At 74.4% G+C, this 19,909-nt stretch carries 17 protein-coding genes; 8 read left to right on the top strand and 9 right to left on the bottom strand.

The features are described 5' to 3' along the window. The first annotated feature begins 194 nt into the window (after positions 1-194). A complete protein-coding gene (locus tag ACU436_RS37765) occupies positions 195-2,003 on the top strand; it encodes an ABC transporter ATP-binding protein/permease (protein ID WP_459031912.1) in 1,809 nt (602 codons plus the stop codon). Here the strand turns inward: ACU436_RS37765 and dgoD are convergent, their stop codons facing one another. The 9 genes from dgoD to ACU436_RS37720 all read right to left on the bottom strand — a co-directional run bounded on the left by dgoD (position 2,004) and on the right by ACU436_RS37720 (position 12,559). After that, the gene (gene dgoD / locus ACU436_RS37760; RefSeq protein ID WP_459031911.1) at positions 2,004-3,149 is read right to left on the bottom strand and encodes a galactonate dehydratase; all 1,146 of its coding nucleotides are present in this window, start codon (positions 3,147-3,149) and stop codon (positions 2,004-2,006) included. It lies immediately after the preceding gene. Positions 3,150-3,158: 9 nt separating this feature from the next. Then, positions 3,159-3,812, bottom strand: coding sequence for a vWA domain-containing protein (locus tag ACU436_RS37755; protein ID WP_459031910.1), 654 nt, complete (start codon positions 3,810-3,812; stop codon positions 3,159-3,161). A 13-nt stretch (positions 3,813-3,825) separates the two neighbouring features. Further along, on the bottom strand, positions 3,826-4,209 hold the full coding sequence (locus tag ACU436_RS37750) for a hypothetical protein (protein ID WP_459031909.1): 384 nt from the start codon (positions 4,207-4,209) through the stop codon (positions 3,826-3,828). Positions 4,210-4,245: 36 nt separating this feature from the next. Then, positions 4,246-5,286 (bottom strand): zinc-dependent alcohol dehydrogenase, encoded by a 1,041-nt coding sequence (locus ACU436_RS37745; protein ID WP_459031908.1) that lies wholly within the window; start codon positions 5,284-5,286, stop codon positions 4,246-4,248. An 18-nt stretch (positions 5,287-5,304) separates the two neighbouring features. Beyond that, entirely contained in the window at positions 5,305-6,465 is a 1,161-nt protein-coding gene (locus ACU436_RS37740; protein ID WP_459031907.1) for a VWA domain-containing protein, read from the bottom strand. After that, positions 6,462-8,630 carry a DUF5682 family protein gene (locus ACU436_RS37735; RefSeq protein ID WP_459031906.1) on the bottom strand — a complete coding sequence of 723 codons (2,169 nt, stop codon included), beginning with the start codon at positions 8,628-8,630 and terminating at the stop codon, positions 6,462-6,464. The genes ACU436_RS37740 and ACU436_RS37735 overlap by 4 nt, the downstream gene beginning before the upstream one ends. A gap of 130 nt (positions 8,631-8,760) precedes the next feature. Further along, a complete protein-coding gene (locus ACU436_RS37730) occupies positions 8,761-9,846 on the bottom strand; it encodes an ATP-binding protein (protein ID WP_459031904.1) in 1,086 nt (361 codons plus the stop codon). Further along, on the bottom strand, positions 9,843-11,276 hold the full coding sequence (locus ACU436_RS37725) for a DUF5691 domain-containing protein (RefSeq protein WP_459031903.1): 1,434 nt from the start codon (positions 11,274-11,276) through the stop codon (positions 9,843-9,845). Before ACU436_RS37725 ends, ACU436_RS37730 begins: the two co-directional genes overlap by 4 nt. Next, positions 11,273-12,559 carry an SWIM zinc finger family protein gene (locus tag ACU436_RS37720; protein ID WP_459031902.1) on the bottom strand — a complete coding sequence of 429 codons (1,287 nt, stop codon included), beginning with the start codon at positions 12,557-12,559 and terminating at the stop codon, positions 11,273-11,275. Before ACU436_RS37720 ends, ACU436_RS37725 begins: the two co-directional genes overlap by 4 nt. 106 nt (positions 12,560-12,665) lie before the next feature. Here ACU436_RS37720 and ACU436_RS37715 point away from each other — a divergent pair, with 106 nt between their 5' ends. The 7 genes from ACU436_RS37715 to ACU436_RS37685 form a co-directional block, all read left to right on the top strand. Continuing rightward, positions 12,666-13,397 carry a flavin reductase family protein gene (locus ACU436_RS37715; protein ID WP_459031901.1) on the top strand — a complete coding sequence of 244 codons (732 nt, stop codon included), beginning with the start codon at positions 12,666-12,668 and terminating at the stop codon, positions 13,395-13,397. 41 nt (positions 13,398-13,438) lie between these two features. Next, the gene (locus tag ACU436_RS37710) at positions 13,439-14,212 is read left to right on the top strand and encodes an ROK family protein (protein ID WP_459031900.1); all 774 of its coding nucleotides are present in this window, start codon (positions 13,439-13,441) and stop codon (positions 14,210-14,212) included. Between the two features lie 26 nt (positions 14,213-14,238). Then, positions 14,239-15,885 (top strand): glucose-6-phosphate isomerase, encoded by a 1,647-nt coding sequence (gene pgi, locus ACU436_RS37705; protein WP_459032020.1) that lies wholly within the window; start codon positions 14,239-14,241, stop codon positions 15,883-15,885. Between the two features lie 14 nt (positions 15,886-15,899). Continuing rightward, positions 15,900-16,610 (top strand): phosphatase PAP2 family protein, encoded by a 711-nt coding sequence (locus ACU436_RS37700; RefSeq protein WP_459031899.1) that lies wholly within the window; start codon positions 15,900-15,902, stop codon positions 16,608-16,610. A 665-nt stretch (positions 16,611-17,275) separates the two neighbouring features. Continuing rightward, the gene (locus ACU436_RS37695) at positions 17,276-17,479 is read left to right on the top strand and encodes a MerR family DNA-binding transcriptional regulator (protein WP_459031898.1); all 204 of its coding nucleotides are present in this window, start codon (positions 17,276-17,278) and stop codon (positions 17,477-17,479) included. 90 nt (positions 17,480-17,569) lie between these two features. Then, the gene (locus ACU436_RS37690; protein ID WP_459031897.1) at positions 17,570-19,381 is read left to right on the top strand and encodes an NHL domain-containing thioredoxin family protein; all 1,812 of its coding nucleotides are present in this window, start codon (positions 17,570-17,572) and stop codon (positions 19,379-19,381) included. Positions 19,382-19,732: 351 nt separating this feature from the next. After that, on the top strand, positions 19,733-19,909 hold a 177-nt coding region (locus ACU436_RS37685; RefSeq protein ID WP_459032019.1), incomplete at its 3' end, for a helix-turn-helix domain-containing protein.

Genomic DNA, 19,909 nt, shown 5'->3' with positions numbered 1-19,909 from the left:
GCGAGCGTGCAACTGCACGTACGCGGTCAGTCACCCCGCGCGAGGGACCGCTCATCGTGATCAAGCCGTTACCGAACGTGTGTAACGACGAGCCGTGCGCACTGCTCACGGTCCTCACGACCGTGCTCAACGGCGCCCGACTAGGCTCCGCGGCCTGATGATCCCGCCGGAGGATCGAGAAGCGGGGAGGCCCCGTGGGCACTGAGTTGGACTGGTCGACCGAGTGGCTCACCAGCCTCATTTGGGTAGTCGCGGTCTTCGTGGCGACCACATTGGGCTCGGCGGTGCTGGTCGCCCTGCTATCGCGGTACACGGTGTGGGGCCGGCAGTTCCGGCGCCTCGCCTTCCCCTACTTCTCCCCGCGCGGCGACGAGGGGTGGCGACCGCTCATCACGGTGCTGCTCGTGCTGCTGCTGGCGATCGCCGCGGTTCGCCTCAACGTGCTGCAGTCGTACTACTTCAACGGCCTGTACACGGCGCTGCAGAACCTCGACGTTGCAGCCTTCTGGCGGTACATCGGAATCTTCGTGGTCCTCGCCACGATCTACATCGCACGCGCGCTGATCGATTACTACGTCCAGCAGTCGCTGATCATCCGTTGGCGGGTGTGGCTCACCGACCGGATGATCAGTGACTGGCTCGACGGCCGTGCCTATCACAAGGGCCGGTACACCAAGGTCGCCGTGGACAACCCGGACCAGCGCATCCAGGAGGACATCCACACGTTCCCGGTCGACTCGATCACGCTCGGCATCGGAGCGATCAGCTCGTTGGTGTCCCTCGTCTCGTTCACACTCATCCTCTGGGAGCTGTCCGGGCCGCTGAACCTCGTCGGCGTCGAGATCCCGCGGGCGATGACGTTCCTCGCCTACATCTTCGTGATCATCGCGTCGGTGATCGCGTTCCGGATCGGGCGGCCGCTGATCCTGCTGAACTTCCTCAACGAGCGGTTCAACGCTCACTTCCGCTACGCCCTGGTCCGGCTGCGGGAGAACTCGGAGAACGTCGCCTTCCAGCGCGGCGAGCGGGTCGAGAGCGCGGTCCTCGGCACCCGGTTCAGCGACGTGATCGGCAACATGTGGGCGATCGTGTTCCGCAGCCTCAAGTTCCAGGGCTTCAACGTCACGGTCAGCCAGATCGCGGAGCCGTTCCCCCTCATCATCCAGGCTCCACGGTTCTTCTCCGGGGAGATCACGCTCGGGGACATGACGCAGACCTCGACCGCATTCAGTCAGGTGCACGACTCCCTGTCGTTCTTCCGCAACGCCTACGACGACTTCGCGAGCTACCGGGCCGTCCTCGACCGGCTGACCCAGCTCATGGACGCCAACAGCGCCGCCCGCGCGCTCCCGACCGCGGACGTCGAGGACGGCGACGACCTGCAGGTGCGCGACCTCACCGTGCGCCGCCCGGACGACCGGGTGCTCGTCGACGACCTGGACCTGGATGTGGCGGGCGGCACCTCGCTGCTGGTCACCGGCCCGTCCGGCGGTGGGAAGACCACGCTGCTGCGCAGCCTGGCGCAGCTGTGGCCGTACGCGAGCGGCTCGGTGCGGCGCCCGCCCGACGACGGGACGCTCTTCCTCCCCCAGCAGCCGTACCTGCCGTTGGGCACCCTGCGCGACGCGCTGGCCTACCCGGGGCCGGCGAAGGACATGGACGACGAGCACGCGGCGCGGCTGCTGCGGCAGGTGCACCTCCCCCAGCTCGACGACCAGCTCGACGACGTGGACGACTGGGCCCGCCGCCTCTCGCCGGGCGAGCAGCAGCGCCTCGGGTTCGCGCGGATCCTGGTGGTGCGGCCCAAGGTGGTGTTCCTCGACGAGGCCACCTCGGCCCTCGACGAGGGCCTCGAGCTGAGCCTCTACAACCTGCTGCGCGAGGAGCTGCCCGACACCGTCATCGTGAGCATCGGGCACCGCAGCTCGCTGCGCCGCGTGCACGACGAGCTCCTCGAGCTGGACGCGGACGGCCGGTGGGAGCGCTCCGCCCTCCAGGGGTGACTACCAGGCCGCGAGCGACCCGTCCGGGTGGCGCCACAACGGCGTGCGCCAGTCGTGGCCGCGTTCGGCCGCCCGCCGCACCTCGGCCTCGTCCACCTCGATGCCCAGGCCGGGGCCGGTGGGGCGCTCGATGCTGCCGTCCACGAACGTGAACGGGGCCGCGTCGACGAGGTAGCCGAGCAGGCCGCTCGAGTCGCCGTAGCCGATGCCGAGCGACTGTTCCTGGATGAGGAAGTTCGGCGCGGCGAAGTCGACCTGCAGGCAGGCGGCGAGCGCGATCGGGCCGAGCGGGCAGTGCGGGGCGAGCAGGACGTCGTGGGTCTCGGCCATGGCCGCGATGCGGCGGGTCTCGGAGATGCCGCCCGCGTGGCTCACGTCCGGCTGGGCGACCGCGATCCCCGCCTCGAACGCCGGGCGGAAGTCCCACCGGGAGTAGAGGCGCTCGCCGGTGGCGACCGGGATCGTCGTGGCCGCCACGACGGCGCCGAGGTCGCGGGTGTGCTCGGGCAGCACCGGTTCCTCGACGAAGAGCGGCCGCAGGGGTTCCAGGAGCGGCAGGACCCGGCGGGACATGGCCGTGGAGAAGCGGCCGTGGCAGTCGATCGCGACGTCGACCTGCGGGCCGACGGCGTCCCTGACCGCTGTGACGCGGTCGATCACGCGCTGGATCGCGGCCGGCGTGTCGAGCGGGGCGAGCCGCTCCGACGGGTTCATCTTGACGGCCGTGAGGCCCTTCTCGACCTGGGCCCGCGCCGCGTCGGCGAGCTCGGCGGGCTCGCTGCCGTGCACCCAGCCGTACACGCGGGCCCGGTCGCGCACCGCGCCGCCGAGCAGCTGGTGCACCGGCACGCCGAGCGCCCGGCCCGCGATGTCCCACAGCGCCTGGTCGATGCCCGAGACCGCCGAGTTGATGACGGGGCCCCCGCGGTAGAACCCGCCCTTCGTGAGGACCTGCCAGTGGTCCTCGATGCGGGTGGCGTCCTGGCCGACGACGTACTCCATCGCCTCCTCGACCGCGCGCGCCGTGGTGGAGGCTCGGCCCTCGACGATCGGCTCGCCCCAGCCGCTGATGCCGGCGTCGGTGTCGACGCGCAGGAACAGCCAGCGGGGTGCGACGGGGAACAGCTCGTATCCGACGATCTTCACGGGTCAGTCCTACACCTCGGATCGGTCGCCGAGCCGGGACCGCTCCTCGTCGGTGTAGTCCTCGAGCACCGCGGCCCGGTTCGCGCGCCGGGCGCTGCGCAGGCGGCTGACCTTGCCCGCGGCGCTCGCGAGCGCCTCCTTGGACCGGCCGCGGCTGTAGGTCACGGCGAACCGGGCGTCGACGCCCAGCCGGGTGCCGACCTCGATCGCGTCCTGGTCGGCACCCATGTACAGGAACTGCCAGGAGTACACCGAGGTCTGCTGCTCCACGAGCGACCTGACCGCCGCGTGCGTCCACTCGCCGCTGGCGTTCTCGTGCCCGTCGGTCATCACCGCGACGATCACGGTGCCCGGCCGTTCGTCCTCGGGCAGCGCGCCCAGCTCGGTGCCGGCGTCGGTGACGAGCCGGCCCATCGCGTCCAACAGCGCCGTGCGGCCGCGCGGCTCCAGGGCGAGCGGCGGCACGTCGGACACCGGGACGCCCGAGTAGGCGACGTCGTACTCGTGGTCGAAGCGGGCGAGCGTCACCCGGCAGTCACCCGGCGTCCGCCGCTGCTCGTCGACGAACGCGGCGAAGCCCTCCTCGGTGTCGGACTTGATCGACTGCATCGACCCGCTGCGGTCGAGCAGGAAGTAGATGTGGGTCAGGTCGGAACGCGTCATCCCCGGTCTCCCCTCATGTCGGGCGACGCGGCTTGAACCGCATCGCCGTGGTCCGCGGCGCCGGCCGCGGGGTGCCGGACTCGTGGTCGTACCTCGCCCGCGCCACCGCCGCCGCGGTGACGCGGCCGCGCTCGTCGGCGTAGGCGGCGAGCCCGCGGGTGCGTGCGAGGCGGGGGCCGACGGCGTTCTCGGTCAGCCCGGCGCGCGCACCCGCGGCGCGCAGGGAGGCCTGCCCGCTGAGCACGGCGGCGGCCAGGGTCTCGTCGAGCAGGTCGGTGAGCCGTTCCGCGGCCTCCCGCAGGTGCGGCAGGGCCTCGATCGGCGGCAGCCCCGCCGCGGCGTCCAGACATCCGCGCACCGCGTCCACGCCGCTCGCGTCGATCCCGCTCTCCGCCATACCGGCATGCTGCCGCAGAAACTGCGGATCCGCAAATTATGCGCCCACGCCGCCCGGAAAGACGAGGATCTTGCTCGCCTGTGCCGTGCCACGGGCCAGCGCCTCGAACGACGCGGGGCCGCCGTCGAGGTCGGCGCGGCCCTCGATGAGCGCGTTCAGGGCGTCGGGCGCGGTGGCGGCCCACTGCGCGGTGTCGCGGAACTCGGCGGCGCTGTAGCAGAAGCTCCCGACCACGGACCGTTCCTTCGTCGATATCTCGTACGCGGCGACGTCGAGCGTGGGCGCGCCCATCCCGACGAGCACGACGCTGGTGCCGATCGGCGCGCAGGCGAAGGCGGCGGCGAGCGTCTGCGGGGTGCCGACGGCGTCGACGACCAGTGTCGGATCCCCGTCCAGCGCGGCCCGCACGGCTGCCGGGACGTCGTCGCCGTCCGACGGGTCGACGACGGCCGCACCGAGCCGGGCGTTCAGCTCCCGCCGGTGCGGGGCGGGCTCCGAGACGGCCACCCGCTCGGCGCCCTGGCGCCGCGCCGCGAGCACGCAGGCCTGCCCGATCGGTCCCCCGCCGATGACGAGGACGGACTCGCCCGCGCCGCACCCGCCGCGGACCAGCGCGTGGTACCCCACGGCGAGCGGCTCGACCAGCGCGCCGTGCTCGATCGGCATCCCGGCGGGGAGCTTGACGGCGTTGCGGGCGGGCACGGCCATCCGCTCGGCGAAGGCCGACCGGAGCTCGGGCGTCACGCCGATGACCGTCTTGTCCGGGCACGCCTGCTCGCGCCCCATCCCGCACTGCCGGCACTCTCCGCACCACAGCACGGGGTTCACGGTCACCGCGTCGCCGACGGCGAGGTCGGCGCCGGCGTCGGGCCCGACGGCCAGAACCCGGCCCACGGTCTCGTGTCCCATGACCTGCCCGCGCACGCGGCGGCCGTTCTCGCCGGTGTAGCCGTGGATGTCGGAGCCGCAGATCCCGGTGGCCACCACCTCGATCAGCACGTCTCCCGGGCCCGGCGAGGGCTCCGGCACGTCGTCGACGGTCAGCTTCCAGAAGTCGGCAAGCACCAGTGCGCGCATGCTCCCGACGGTAATGCGTCAGGCGAGCGCGGTGGCCGCCCATTGCGTCAGGTCCTCGCCCCGGATCGCGGCCGCCATCAGGTCCGGGAAGAGCTCGGGCGTGCAGGCGAACGCGGGGACGCCCAGCGCCGCGAGGGCGGCGGCGTTGTCGTGGTGGTAGGCCGGTGCCCCGCTGTCGGACAGGGCGAGCAGCGTCACGACCTGCACACCGGCGCCGGCGAGCGCCCCGATCCGGCGCATCAGCTCGGCCCGTGTGCCGCCCTCGTACAGGTCGCTGATCAGCACCAGCAGCGTCTCCGTCGGGCGGGTGACGAGGGACTGGCAGTAGGCGACCGCCCGGTTGATGTCGGTGCCGCCGCCGAGCTGGGTGCCGAACAGCAGCTCGACCGGGTCGCCCAGCTCGTCGGTGAGGTCGGCGACGGCCGTGTCGAACGCGACGAACCGGGTGCGCAGCGCCGGCATCGACGCCAGCACCGCGCCGAAGAGGCCCGCGTAGACCACCGACTCGGCCATCGAGCCCGACTGGTCGACGGCCAGGATCACGTCGCGCTGCACGCTGCGGTGCCGCCGCCCGTGCCCGATCAGCCGCTCCGGCACGATCGTGCCCAGGTCCGGGGAGAAGTGCTGCAGGTTGGCCCGGATGGTGCGGGCGAGGTCGATGTCGGCGGGGCGCGGGCGGCGGGTGCGCGTGGAACGGTCCAGCGCGCCCGTGACGGCGGCCCGCACCCGGTCGGCGAGGCGGCGCTCCAGCTCGGCCACCACGGTGTTCACGACCGCCCGGGCGGTCTCCTTCGTCCGCTCCGGGAGCACGCCCTTGAGCGACAGCAGCGTTCCGACCAGGTGCACGTCCGGTTCGACGGCGGCGAGCAGCTCCGGCTCCAGCAGCATGCGGGTGAGGCCGAGGCGCTCCACGGCGTCGCGCTGCATCACCTGCACCACCGACGTCGGGAAGTACTGGCGGATGTCGCCCAGCCAGCGCGCCACCTGTGGCGACGAGCCGCCGAGGCCGCCCGTGCGCGGGCCGTTCCCCTCGCCGCCCCCGCCGTCGTAGAGGGCCGCGAGGGCGGCGTCGACGCGGCGGTCCTCGGGCCCGAGCGCGACGCCGGTGCCGTCCGCGGTCTCCTCCGGGCCGCTGCCCAGCACGAGGCGCCAGCGCCGCAGCCGCTCGTCGTCCGTCATGAACCGACCCCCAGCAGGCGCGCGAACACCGGCACCACCAGCTCGGCCCGCCGCTCGTCCAGCCCGTCGGCGACGCGCGGTGCCGGGGCGGCGCCGTCGAGTGCGGCGGCCCGCTCCCCGATCGCCCGCCGCTCCGGGTCGGCGAACGCCCCGAACGTGCGCCGCAGGAGCGGCAACACCTCGTCGAACTGGTCCGCCGCCACCTCGGCGATGAAGCGGTCGACCACCCGCAGCAGCCGGTCGTCGTGCACGAGCAGCAGCGCACCGCCCGCGAAGAACCCCTCGACGTACGCGCCGGCGTGCGCCGGGGGTGTACCGGCCGTGAGCGCGCGAGCCAGCCGCCGCTCGACCTCCCCAGAAGCCATCCGGTCGGCGTCGGAGAGCATGCGCGCGAGCCGGCCGGCGAGCAGCGGGGGCAGCGACGGCCGCTCCGCCAGACGGGAAAGGGCAGAGAGCCAGCGGCCGGTGGCCTCCTCGCCGAGGAGGCCCGTGACGTCGTGCACGCCGTCGACGAGGCCCGCCAGGCGGGCCGCCTCGCCCTCGTCGATGCCGTGGGCGGCGGGTGGCAACCCGGCGCAGATCCGGGCCAGCACCCGCTCGGCCACGGCGCGCAGCGCGCCGGTGTCGGTGCCGCGCACGTCGCCGTAACGGGTGGCCCGGGCCAGCCCCGGGAAGGCGGCCATGAGGTGCGCGACGTCCGCGTCGCCCGCGGCCCGGGCGTCCAGGGCGGCGAGCGCGTCCGGGAGGGCTTCGGGCAGGTCGGCGAGCAGGCAGCGTTCCACGGCGGCGGTGACGTCGGAGAGCGCGGGCGCGTCGGTGACGGCGGCCCGGACGCGCGCGGTGGCCGCCCCGGCAACGGTGGTGCCGTGCACGCCGGCCGCCACGAGGTCCACCTCGAACTCCGGCTGCCAGGCGAGCTCCCACGTCTCCCGGAACGTGCCGGTGCTGCGACGGGCGCTCGCGGCGGGACGGCCCCACGGGATCCCCAGCACGCGCAGCCGGTGCAGCAGGCGGGAGCGCTCCTGCCCGCCGGGGTTGCGCAGGTCGAGGTCGAGCTGGCGGGGCTGCGGGTCGCGCCGCAGGCGCAACCGCCGGGTGGTGGCGGCGAGGTCGGCGGCCAGCGGCGTGAGCGGGGCGTCGTCGGGCACGGCGCCCATCCGCTCCCCCACGACGAGCTTGCGGGTGACGAGGTCGAGCTGCACCTCGTTGCCCCCGCACAGGACCGAGAGGGTCGCGTCCGTGACCTCCGCGAGCCCGGCGGACACCCGGTTCCGCAGCGCGGCGAGGGTGTCGGCGAGGCGCACGGCCTCGATCACGTGCGCGGTGGACACGGGCAGGTCCTCGGCGCGCAGCACGCCGGCCACCGCGGCGAGCCACCGCGCGGTTGCGTCCTCCTCCGTGGTGAAGAGGTGGTGGTACCAGCCCGGGGAGGTCACGCCGGCGCCGTAGCCGCCGGCCGCGGCGAGCCGACCGTGGGTCCACGGCACCCAGGCGCAGGCGGTCCTGCGCTTCGGCAGCCCGCGCAGCAGGGCCTGGTCGCGGGACGCGGGCGGGAGGGGGTCGGTCAGGGCCGGCACGTGCCACGCGCCGCAGACGACCGCGATGCGCTCGAAGCCGTCCTTGCGGGTGCGGCGCAGCACGCCGCGCATGTAGGCCTCGCGCCGGGAGTCGTGTTCCTCGGTCGGCTGGTCGGCGCGCAGGGCGGCCATGGCGTCGGCGATCACGGCGAACGCCGGCTCGCGGCGGTGCTCGATCATGTCGTCCCACCAGCGTTCCGGGTCGTCGTACCCGGCGACGGCGGCGAGGCGTCCCAGGGGGTCGGCGGAGCCACCGGCCCGGCCGGCGAGGGCGAACTGGTGGGCGGCCGGCAGGTCGCAGAACCGGACCGGCACGCCGGCCGCGACGGCGTGCCGGATGGCCTGCCACTCGGGGCTGAACACCGCGAACGGCCAGAACGCGGCCCGGGAGACGTCGTCGACGACGTAGGCGAGCAGCGCGACCGGCGGCTGCAGGCCGGGGTCGGCGGCCAGCGGCACCAGCGCGTCGGCTTCGGGCGGTCCCTCGATGAGCACGACGTCCGGGGCGAACGCCGCCAGCTCCGCGACCAGGGCCCGCGCCGATCCGGGCCCGTGGTGGCGGATCCCGAAGAGCCGCACCTGCGTCATCCCATGACCTCCGTGGTCCAGCATCCAGGTCTCCATCCGGCCGCACACACCCTCGCGGCACGGCACACACGCCCCACCATGTGTGCCGGCCCCACCCGGTTTGTGCGGCCAACCCCGGCGGCTCCGGGCGTCAGCCCGTGACCTCCAGGCCCGCCCGGTAGAAGTCCGCCCATCCCTCGCGCTCGCGGACCACCGTCTCCAGGTACTCCACCCACACCGCACGGTCGGCAACCGGGTCCTTGACCACGGCGCCGAGGATCCCCGCCGCCACGTCGGGCGCGCGCAGCACACCGTCGCCGAAGTGCGCGGCGAGCGCGAGGCCGCCGGTGAGCACGCTGATCGCCTCGGCCGTGGACAGCGTGCCCGACGGCGACTTCACGGCCGTCCGCCCGTCCTCGGTGCGCCCGGACCGCAGCTCCCGGAACACGGTGACCACCCGGCGGATCTCCGCGAGCGCCGTGACCTCGGACGGCAGCTCGAGGGACGCGCCCAGCTGGGCCACCCGCCGGGCGACGATCTCCACCTCGGCGTCGGCGCTGTCCGGCAGCGGCAGCACGACCGTGTTGAACCGGCGGCGCAGGGCGCTGGAGAGCTCGTTGACGCCGCGGTCGCGGTTGTTGGCGGTGGCGATCAGGTTGAAGCCGGGCCGGGCCTGCACCTCGGTGCCCAGCTCGGGCACCGGCATCGTCTTCTCGGACAGGACCGTGATCAGCGCGTCCTGAACGTCCGCGGCGAGGCGGGTGAGCTCCTCGAGCCGGGCGATCTTGCCGTCCCGCATGGCCCGCAGCACCGGGCTCTCCACGACCGCGGCCGGGCTCGGGCCCTCGGCGATCAGGCGCGCGTAGTTCCAGCCGTAGCGGATGGCCTCCTCCGCGGTGCCCGCCGTGCCCTGCACGAGCAGCGTGGAGTCGCCGCTGATCGCGGCGGCCAGGTGCTCGGACACCCAGGTCTTCGCCGTGCCGGGCACGCCGAGCAGCAGCAACGCCCGGTCCGTCGCGAGGGTGGCCACGGCGACCTCGACGAGCCGCCGCGGCCCCACGTACTTCGGCGTGATCGCGGTGCCGTCGCCCACGGTGCCGCCGAGCAGGTACGTGACCACCGCCCACGGGGAGAGCCGCCACGACGGCGGGCGCGGCCGGTCGTCGGCCGCGGCGAGCGCGGCCAGCTCGTCGGCGTGGTCCTGCTCGGCGTGCGGCCGCAGAACTGCCTGGGTCATCGGTCCAGCTCCTCGTGCATCTCGCGGCGGACGGTCAGGGTGGTGGCCAGCTCCCGCCACCACGGCGCGGAGCCGATCGGCAGCGGGCCGGTGGCGACGGGGTGGCGCAGGCACGCCCGGGGCACGCGGACGCCCGCGGCCCGGGCGGCGGCGCCCAGCCCGCGGTTGCCGGGCTGGGTGGCGATCCAGTCCAGCACCGCGGTGCCCAGCTCAGGAGACCACGGGGCGGGCAGCCGCCCCACGGCGGAGGCCATCACGTGCGGGGGGAGCTTCGCGGCGAGCACCGCGACCGCCGGCCCCTGCACCGGGGCGGGGAGGCGGCGCACCATCCCCGTGACCGGGCCGTCGACGGCCGCCGGGTCGATCGCGGCGAGGATCGCCGCACCCCAGCGGGCGTCCCGCGCGCGGGCCGCGGCCTCGGCCCAGCCGGCGTGCAGCACCCGGGGCTCGCACCCGCGGACCGGCCGCGCCACGACCTCGGCCGGCGCGCCGTAGCTCTCCCAGTGCTCCAGCGGGGTGGCGGCGACGACCGCGCGCAGCAGGTCGGCCGGCAGCCGGGCGGCGTGCGCCTGCGGGCCGCCGACATCCCGGACGAGGGCTTCGTCGTCGAGGTCCGGGAAGGTGACGGCGAGGGCGCCCGCATCGGCCCGCACCAGCCGAGCGGCCCGCTCCCGCATCCGCGCCGCCAGCCGCGACCCCGGCAGCCTCGCGAGCAGGTCCGCCGCGGCCTCCCGCACCGGCGCCGCGCGGTCGTCCAGCGCCGCCTCGAGGAACGGCTCGTCGCCGGAGCCCAGGTGCTCGGCGAGCACCGCCAGGAACTCGGTCCGGACGCCGGCCGGCTCGCTCGCCCAGGTCGCCGCGAGCGCCGCACGCGCGGTGGGCGGGTCGGCGGCGAGGGCGCGGTCCAGCCAGTCCCGCCGCTGCAGCGCGTTGCCGTACTCCCAGGCCTCGTCGCCGACCGCGCCCGGAACCGCCGAGACCAGGAAGGCCCACGCCGGGTTGCGCTCCCCCAGCCAGGCCCCGGCCGGCCCGGCGGCGCCCGCGAGGGGGGCGCGCAGGGGCGGGCGGGTACGCGCGGCGTCGGCGAGCGCGGGCAGGTGCTCCGGCGGCACCCGCAGGCCCCGCTCGCGCACGGCGTCCAGCCATTCGGCGAGCAGCTCGGCGGGCAACCGCAGCAGCCGCCGCCGCGCCGCGGGTGGGACGAGCGGGCGCTCGTCGCGCTCGGCCGCGGCCGGTCGGGCGTCCGGCCGCGCGGGGACGCGCCCGGCCCGCCGGTAGGTGGCGAGCACCGCGGCGGCGGTCAGCAGAGCGGCCTCGGGCGAGTCGGGCACGAGCGGCCGCACCACCGCGGGGAGCCCGCCGGGGTCGAACCGGCGGCGCTGCGTGCCCAGCAGCGACGCGCTCACGAGCTCGTCCCAGGCGGTGGTCACAGCCGCACGGTCCGGTCGCCGTCCCAGCAGGTCATCGGCCGCAGCCCGGCGGCGGTCCACTCGCCGGCCACCGTGACGGGGGCGCCTGCCGACACGGCGAGCAGCGGCCACGGGTCGACGCGCTCGTCGAGCGGGAGCGCCGCACCCCCGGCGTCGACGAGGAGCCACCCGCCGCCGTCCGCGGCGGGGGCGACGCCGGCGAGCAGCAGCGGCCAGCGGTCCTGCCACGGGTCGACGGCAAGCGCCTGCGCGACGGACTCCAGCGCGGCGCACACCACGTCACCGTCCGGACGGCCGGCGCGGACCGGCTCGTCCGCCCGGGCGACGAGCGCCCGCAGCGGCGCGGCCCCGGGGTAGAAGGCCAGCTCGCCGCGGACGACGTGCCCGGCCGGCAGCGAGCGGTCGAGGGGCTGGCCGGGCGGGGCGAACGACAGCACCAGCGCGGGCCGCCCGCTCTCCCGCCCCCGCAACCAGGCGCGGCGGGTGGTGAGCCGCTCGGTCACCTCGTCGACCACGCCGGTGACCACCCACTCGTCGGCGACGCGTTCCCCACCTCCGAGCACATCGGCGGTGTCGGTGGGGAACCCCAGCCGGGTGCGGACGGTGGCGGCGAGGTCGGCGGGCAGCTCGGCGAGCCGGGTGCTCGCCTCCGCCAGCACGTGCAGCAGCGCGAGCTCCGTCAGCAACCGCCCCGGCCAGTCCCGGCCGCGCCCGATCACGCCCGCCGCGCGCCGCAGCCCGCCCGCCAGGCCCGGCGCCTGCGCGTCGACCATGCGGGCGGCGACCCCGTGGAGCTCCTCGGCGTCCGCCCCGGCCAGCCCGCCGCGGACCCGGTCGGTCAGCCACTCCCGCAGCTCGGCGGCCCCCGCCGCGATGCGCCGGGCCCGCTGCTCGGCCCGCCGCGCGGCGGCCTCGGGGTCGCGGGGCGGCTCTCCGGCCGACCCGGCGGGGCGGCGAGCCCCCGCCCCCCGGTCGGCGAGCCAGGTACGCACCCACTCGGGCTCGGCCCCGGCCGGCACCGAGCCCTGCGCCCACAGCAGCAGCAGGCCGAGCACGTGCTTGCACGGCACCTTGCGGCTGGGGCACGTGCACCGGAACGCCGGCCCGGCGAGCTCGACGCAGACCTCGTAGGGCTGCTTCCCGCTCCCCCGGCACGCACCCCACACCGCCGCCTCGGACGCCCCGAGCCCGGTCCACGTCGCCGGGACCGCCTGACCACGTCCGGTGGTGGCGGACGCCGGGTCGGGCGCGAGGGCGAGCACCCGCTCCACGCTCCACGGCACCGCCACACAATAAGGACCGGCCCCGCACGGACCCCGGCCGGTGCCAGTCGATCAGCACGACCGATTCCCGCCAGCACGGGCCCGGGGCCGCTCCCACCCTGGACGTATGACGACGGAAACCCCGGTGCACGAGGCGATCGAGCCCGGAATCCTGTACTTCGGCACCCCGGTCGTGCTCGTGTCCACAGAGAACGAGGACGGGGCGGCCAACCTGGCGCCCATCTCCTCGGCGTTCTGGCTCGGCTGGCGCGCGATCCTCGGCATCGGCGCGAGCTCCCGGACCACCCGCAACATGCTGCGCACCGGGGAGGCCGTGCTGAACCTGCCGTCGGACGCGCTGGCGCCGGCCGTGGACCGGCTCGCGCTGACCACCGGCTCCGACCCGGTGCCGCCGCGCAAGCGCGAGCGCGGCTACGTCCACGTCGCCGACAAGTTCGGCCGGGCGGGCCTGTCCCCCGTGCCGTCCGAGACGGTCGGGCCACCGCGGGTCGCGGAGTGCCCGGTGGCGATGGAGGTGGTCGTCGAGGCGGTGCACCCCCTCGCGGACGAGGACGAGCGGCAGCGCGGCGCGGTGGTCGCCGTCGAGGTCCGGGTGCAGCGCGTGCTCGTGCACGACAGCGTCCGGCTCCCCGGCACCGACGACCACATCGACCCCGACGCGTGGCGCCCGCTGATCATGAGCTTCCAGAAGCTCTACGGCCTCGGCCCGCAGGTGCACCCCTCGACGCTGGCCCGCGTACCGGAACGGCTCTACCGCAGCCCCGACATCGAGGCGGCACGCACGGCACGCCGCAAGGAGCGGCCCCAGGAGCGTGCGCCGGCCCCCGCCGCCGGTTAACGTCCCCGGGCGTGGGGCAGGTGCATGAGGAGGACGCAGCGATGGACGGACCACTCACGCTGGCGATCGACATCGGCGGGTCCGGCCTGAAGGCCATCGTGCTGACGGCCGGCGGCGACCCGGTGTCCGAGCGGACGCGCCGGGAGACGCCGTACCCGTGCACGCCGCCCGTCCTGCTGGACGAGCTGGCCGAACTGGTGACGACCCAGCCGGACCACGACCGCGTGTCCGTCGGGTTCCCGGGCGCCATCCGCAACGGCCGGGTGCGGGAGGTGCCGGCGTTCTCCCGCCGTGGCCCGGGAGAGCCGCCGGACGCCGAGCTGGTGAGCCTGTGGACCGGCTTCGAGCTGGAGACCGCGCTCGTCGAGCGGTTCGGCAAGCCCACCCGCGTGGCCAACGACGCCGACGTGCAGGGCTGCGCCGTCATCTCCGGCCACGGCATGGAGCTGGTGATCACGCTCGGCACCGGCATCGGGTGCGCGGTGTTCTTCGACGGCACGCTGCTGCCACACATGGAGCTCTCGCACGGCACGTTCGGCGGCACGTCCATCGAGGTCGCCTGCGGGGACAACGAACGCCACAAGATCGGCAAGGACAAGTGGCGCAAGCGGGTGCACGAGGCCCTCGACGCGTTCGACGCGATGGTGCTGCCCGACCACATGTACGTCGGCGGCGGCAACGCGAAACGGCTCGACCCGGACACGATCGGCCCGAACCGGACGATCGTGCCCAACATCTCGGGGCTGCTCGGGGGCATCGCCCTCTGGGACCGGACGGGTGACGGCTCGCGCGTCCCGACCGCGACGGCATCCTGACGACGCGGCACTATGGCCCCGTGTCCATGACCGACATCACCGCCACCCCCGAGTGGTCGGCCCTCGCGGAGCACCACACGGCCGTCGCGGGCCGGACCCTGCGGGAGCTGTTCGCCGGCGACCCGGAGCGCGCCACCGCGCTCACCGCCACCGGGGTCGACCTCGTCCTCGACTACTCCAAGCACCGCATCAGCCGTGACACGCTGCCGCTGCTCACCGCCCTCGCCCGCGCGGCCGGGCTTCCCGAACGCACCGACGCGATGTTCGCGGGCGCGCACATCAACACCAGCGAGGACCGCGCGGTGCTGCACACCGCGCTGCGGGCGCCGGAGGCCACGGCCCTCGCCGTCGACGGCGTGGACGTGCCCGTCGAGGTCCACACCGTGCTCCGGCGGATGGGCGAGTTCACCGACGCCGTCCGGTCCGGGGCGTGGACCGGCCACACCGGCGAGCGGATCCGCGCCGTCGTCAACATCGGGATCGGGGGCTCCGACCTCGGCCCGGTGATGGCGTACGAGGCGCTGCGCGCGTACGCCGACCGCTCGTTCACCATGCGGTTCGTCTCGAACATCGACCCCACCGACATCGTCGAGGCAACGAGGGACCTCGACCCGGCCACCACCCTGTTCATCGTCTCCTCGAAGACGTTCACCACGCTGGAGACGCTCACCAACGCGAAGGTCGCCCGGCAGTGGCTGGTCGACGGGCTCGGCGACGAGTCGGCCGTGGCGAAGCACTTCGTGGCCGTCTCGACGAACGCGAAGGAGGTCAGCGCGTTCGGCATCGACGAGGCCAACATGTTCGGCTTCTGGGACTGGGTCGGCGGCCGCTACTCCGTCGACTCCGCGATCGGGCTCTCGCTGATGGTCGCGATCGGGAAGGAGCAGTTCGCCGAGTTCCTCGCCGGCATGTACGCGATGGACTCGCACTTCCGCAAGGCCCCCCTGGAAGAGAACCTGCCGGCGATCCAGGGGCTGCTGAACGTCTGGTACGTCAACTTCTTCGGCACCGAGACCCACGCGGTGCTCCCCTACAGCCAGTACCTGCACCGGCTGCCCGCCTACCTGCAGCAGCTCACGATGGAGAGCAACGGCAAGTCGGTGCGCGGCGACGGCAGCCCGGTCACCACGGTCACCGGGGAGATCTTCTGGGGCGAGCCGGGCACCAACGGCCAGCACGCCTTCTACCAGCTGCTGCACCAGGGCAGGCGGCTCGTGCCCGCCGACTTCATCGGCTTCGCCCAACCCAACCACGTGATCGACGTGGACTCCGACGGCGACATGCACGACCTGTTCATGTCGAACCTGTTCGCGCAGACCCAGGCGCTCGCGTTCGGCAAGACCGCCGAGGAGATCGCCGCCGAGGGAACACCCGCCGACGTGGTGCCGCACAAGGTGATGCCGGGCAACCGGCCGTCCTCCACGATCCTCGCGGCGAAGCTGACCCCCGCCACGCTCGGTCAGATCATCGCGTTCTACGAGCACGTCACGTTCGTCGAGGGCACGATCTGGGGCATCGACTCGTTCGACCAGTGGGGTGTGGAGCTGGGCAAGGTGCTCGCCAAGCAGCTCGCCCCGGTGCTGGCGGCGGACGAGGCCGACACCGCCGGGCTCGACGCCTCCACCGCGGCGCTCGTGCGGCGCTACCGGGAGATGCGGGGCCGCCCCGCCTGACCCATGAGGAACGGATGGCTCGACCCACCGATCCGGACGACCGGCCCGCAGGCCTGAACGGGCCCGCGCCGCCGGCTGGGCCCCGCCCGGCCACCGGCGTAGTCGTGGCCGCCCTCCTCGGAGTCGGGGCACTGGCCGGGCTCTGGGCCGCGTTCAGCGGGGTCGGCCCGGCCCGGCTCGACGCCACGGTGCTCGACGGGTCGGTCGAGTCGCGCACCGACCTGCTCACCGCCGCGGCCGTCACCGTCACCCACCTGGGCAGCACGGCCGCGATGGCGATACTCGCCGTCGTGGTCGGCACCCGGCTCTGGTTCCTCGACCGCCGCGCCGACGCCGTGTTCGTCGTCGGCGCGATGGCGGGCGCCCAGCTGGTCTTCCGAGCCCTGAAGGAGCTGCTGGACCGCCCCCGGCCCCCGGCGGACGACCGGCTCGTCCACGCGGCGAGCGAGTCGCTGCCGTCCGGGCACGCCACCACGGCGATCGTCGTGATCGGCACGCTCGTCGTGCTGGCCTGGCCCGGGCGCGCCCCCGCGGTCCGGGCCGGGCTGGTGGCCGCCGCCTCGCTGTGGGTGGGCGCGGTCGGCCTCACCCGCCTCTACCTGGGTGTGCACTGGTTCAGCGACGTGGTCGCCGGCTGGCTGGTCGGCGGCGCCTGGCTCGCGGTCTGCGTGGCCGCCTGGAGTTGGTGGCGTGCCCGGGCGCGGGTGGCGCGGGGTGTGCCGTAACCAACGCAACCCGCGGAGCGAGGACACTGCAGGGCCGCGCTCCGAACCGATCAGCGGCCGCAGGATGTGGTCCTCATGACCTGGCTCGACCTCATAGGCATCATCGTCGTGCTCACCATCGTGTTCATGCTGGTGTCGCTCTGCGAGCGCGAACGGCACTGATCCGGCGCGCTCGTCGCGCAGTGGTCGTGCCGGGGAGCAGGCCCTGATCGTCAGGATCGGGACCTGACGACCGCACCTGGGCGCAAGATCCGCGTTTCGCCGATCACAGCGGTGTGGTCCGATGTCTACGGGGCACGAACGCGCCGTTCGTCCGGTTGGAAGTATCGATGAGTGCCGCGGCACGCTCGGCGAGCACACGGGGCACGCACGGGATCGGGCCCGCTGCCCGACCATTCGGGATCGTGCAGATCGAACACCTTCCGGATGCGGGATGCTGCGCGAGCAGCCTTCGAACCAGCCCAGGCCATTCGGCCAATGCCACGACCACACGCTCGTAGTGCCACTCGGTGTCGCCCACATGGTCCTCCCCATGGCGGCCGTCATTCCGGATCTCGACGCGATGGCGTCGCACCCCCGGCGCACATCATAGCGACTAATGCGACCGTTGCGACCGTTGCGACAGTCGGGCCCGATACGGCGCCAGTTCGACATAGCGTCGGGCGGTGCCCGAGAGCGACGAGGAGCTGATCACCTCCGGTGAGGTGGCTCGCAGACTCGGCGTCACCACTCGGGCGGTCGGCCGCTGGGTCGCGCGCGGGCTCGTCACCCCGGCGGTGACCACACCCGGCGGGCGGTACCGGTTCCGCTGGTCAGAGGTATCAGCCCAACTCAAGGCGCAGCAGGCGCGCGACGCCGAGGAGCGCTGAGCACGTCCACACACCTGCGGGGACCCAGGCGACGGTGAGTTCGAGGGTCCCGACGCCATCGGAACACGGCGGTGACGCTGCGCGTTTGGCATGCTCGTGGGTCGATCACGGGTACGGGCGCCGGAGCTGCGTGGGCGCCGCTGGCTGAACACCGGCGGCGCGGAGCTCACGCTCGCCGGGCTGCGCGGGAAGATCGTGCTGCTCGACTTCTGGACGTTCTGCTGCATCAACTGCCTGCACGTCCTCGACGAGCTGCGGGAGCTGGAGGAGCGCTACGCCGACGTGCTCGTGACGGTCGGAGTGCACTCGCCGAAGTTCGTGCACGAGGCCGACCCGGAGGCCGTGGCGGCCGCCGTGGAGCGCTACGCGGTGCACCACCCGGTGCTCGACGACCCCGAGATGGTCACCTGGGACGCGTACGCCGCGCGGGCATGGCCGACCCTCGCGGTGATCGACCCGACCGGCTACGTCGTGGCGCAGCTGTCCGGAGAGGGGCACGCCCACGGGCTGGGCGTGCTGATCGAGGAGCTGGTGGCCGAGCACGAGGCCGCCGGCACCCTGCACCGGGGCGACGGCCCGTACGTCGCCCCGGCGGAGCCCGCCACCGCGCTGCGCTTCCCGGGCAAGGCGATCGCGCTGCCCGGCGGCACGTTCCTCGTGTCCGACACCGCGCACCACCAGCTCGTCGAGCTCGAACCCGACCTGGTCACCGAGCGGCGGCGGATCGGCACCGGGAAGCGCGGGTTCACCGACTCCCCCGCCCGGTTCTCGGAGCCCCAGGGGCTCCTGCTGCTGCCGGAGGCGGTCGCCGGGTACGACGTGGTGGTCGCGGACACGGTCAACCACGCGCTGCGCGGCGTGCGCCTCGCCGACGGCGCGGTCACCACGCTCGCGGGCACCGGGGAGCAGCTGCGCACGCGCGTGGACGTCGGTGCGGGCGCGGCCGAGCTGTCGTCCCCGTGGGACCTGGCGTGGTGGGAGGACCGGGTGGTCGTCGCGATGGCGGGCAGCCACCAGCTGTGGTCGTTCGACCCGCGGTCCGGCGCGGTCACGGTGCTCGCGGGCACCACCAACGAGGGCCTGCGCGACGGCGCCCTCGAGGACGCCTTCTTCGCGCAGCCGTCCGGCCTCGCGACCGGCCCGGGCGGCACGCTGTGGGTGGCGGACTCCGAGATCTCGGCCCTGCGGACCGTGCAGGCGGCGCCGGCCGCGGGACCAGAGGTGGCGACGGCGGTCGGGATGGGCCTGTTCGACTTCGGGTTCCGGGACGGCCCGGCCGGGGAGGCCCTGCTCCAACACCCGCTCGGCGTGGCGGTGCTGCCGGACGGGTCGGTGGCGATCGCCGACACCTACAACAGCGCCGTCCGCCGCTACGACCCGGCCACCCGCACCGTGAGCACCCTCGCGCGGGACCTGCGGGAGCCCAGCGACCTGCTGGTCGACGGGGACACGCTCGTCGTGGTCGAGTCGGCGGCGCACCGGCTCGTCCGCCTGGCGATCCCGGCGAGCTCCCGGGTGGATGCCGGCGCCCATCGCGTGCGCCGGGCGCGCACCGACCTCGCCCCCGGCACGCTCGCGCTGCGGATCGACTTCACGCCACCCACCGGCCAGCACCTGGACGCCCGGTTCGGCGACCCCGCATCGCTCACCGTGGCCGCATCCCCGCCGGAGCTGCTCACCGACGGCGCCGGCACGTCCCCGGGCCTCACCCGCACGCTGCGGTTCGCCCCGGATGCCCCCGCCGAGGGGGTGTTGCAGGTCAGCGTCGCGGCCGCGGCCTGCGATGACGGCGACGGCGTGTTCGCCGCGTGCCACCGCTACCAGCAGGACTGGGGGATCCCGGTGCGCCTGGTCGACGGGGCGCCCGACGAGCTGGCGCTGGACCTGCGCGCCGTGCGCTGAGCGCCCGAACCTCGGATCAGCGTGCAACGCCGCACATCGGCGCGCCGACCCTGATCAGCACGATCGTGAGAGCCGCAGGGAGGGTGTCGCCGAAGCGGGGGCGCGCTCCCAGGCTTGATCAGCGTTTGCGGTTCTCCGACCGCTCCCGGAGGGTGTCGCCGAATCGCCGATGAGCCTGTCGCGACGGTGCAGCGCTGCGGTGGGCGCGCCGTGCCCGACCGGTCGCGGCCGGCCTCCCGCCTCGTCCTGGCCGGGCCCGTGTCCACAGCCTCGAAATCGACGTGACAGGCCTCAGCTCAAGGGCGGATTCAAGGAGTGATCGCAACACCCTTCTGAACTGGGGTGATTGTGATGGCAGGGTCTCGGCGGTATCCACGGGAGCGGGTGCGGGCGTTTTGGCGGGCACGGCTGGCGGGGGTGTCAGTCGCTGACGCCGCGGAGCTGGTCGGAGTGTCGGAGACCAGGGCACGGGACTGGATCGCGGAGTCTGGCGGCATGATCCCTGATCTTGCCGAGCCCTCTGGTTGG

This window comes from Pseudonocardia wallangbongensis (genome assembly GCF_054486945.1).
Note: the sequence above shows the minus strand (reverse complement) of the source record. Positions and strands in the feature narration are given on the sequence as shown.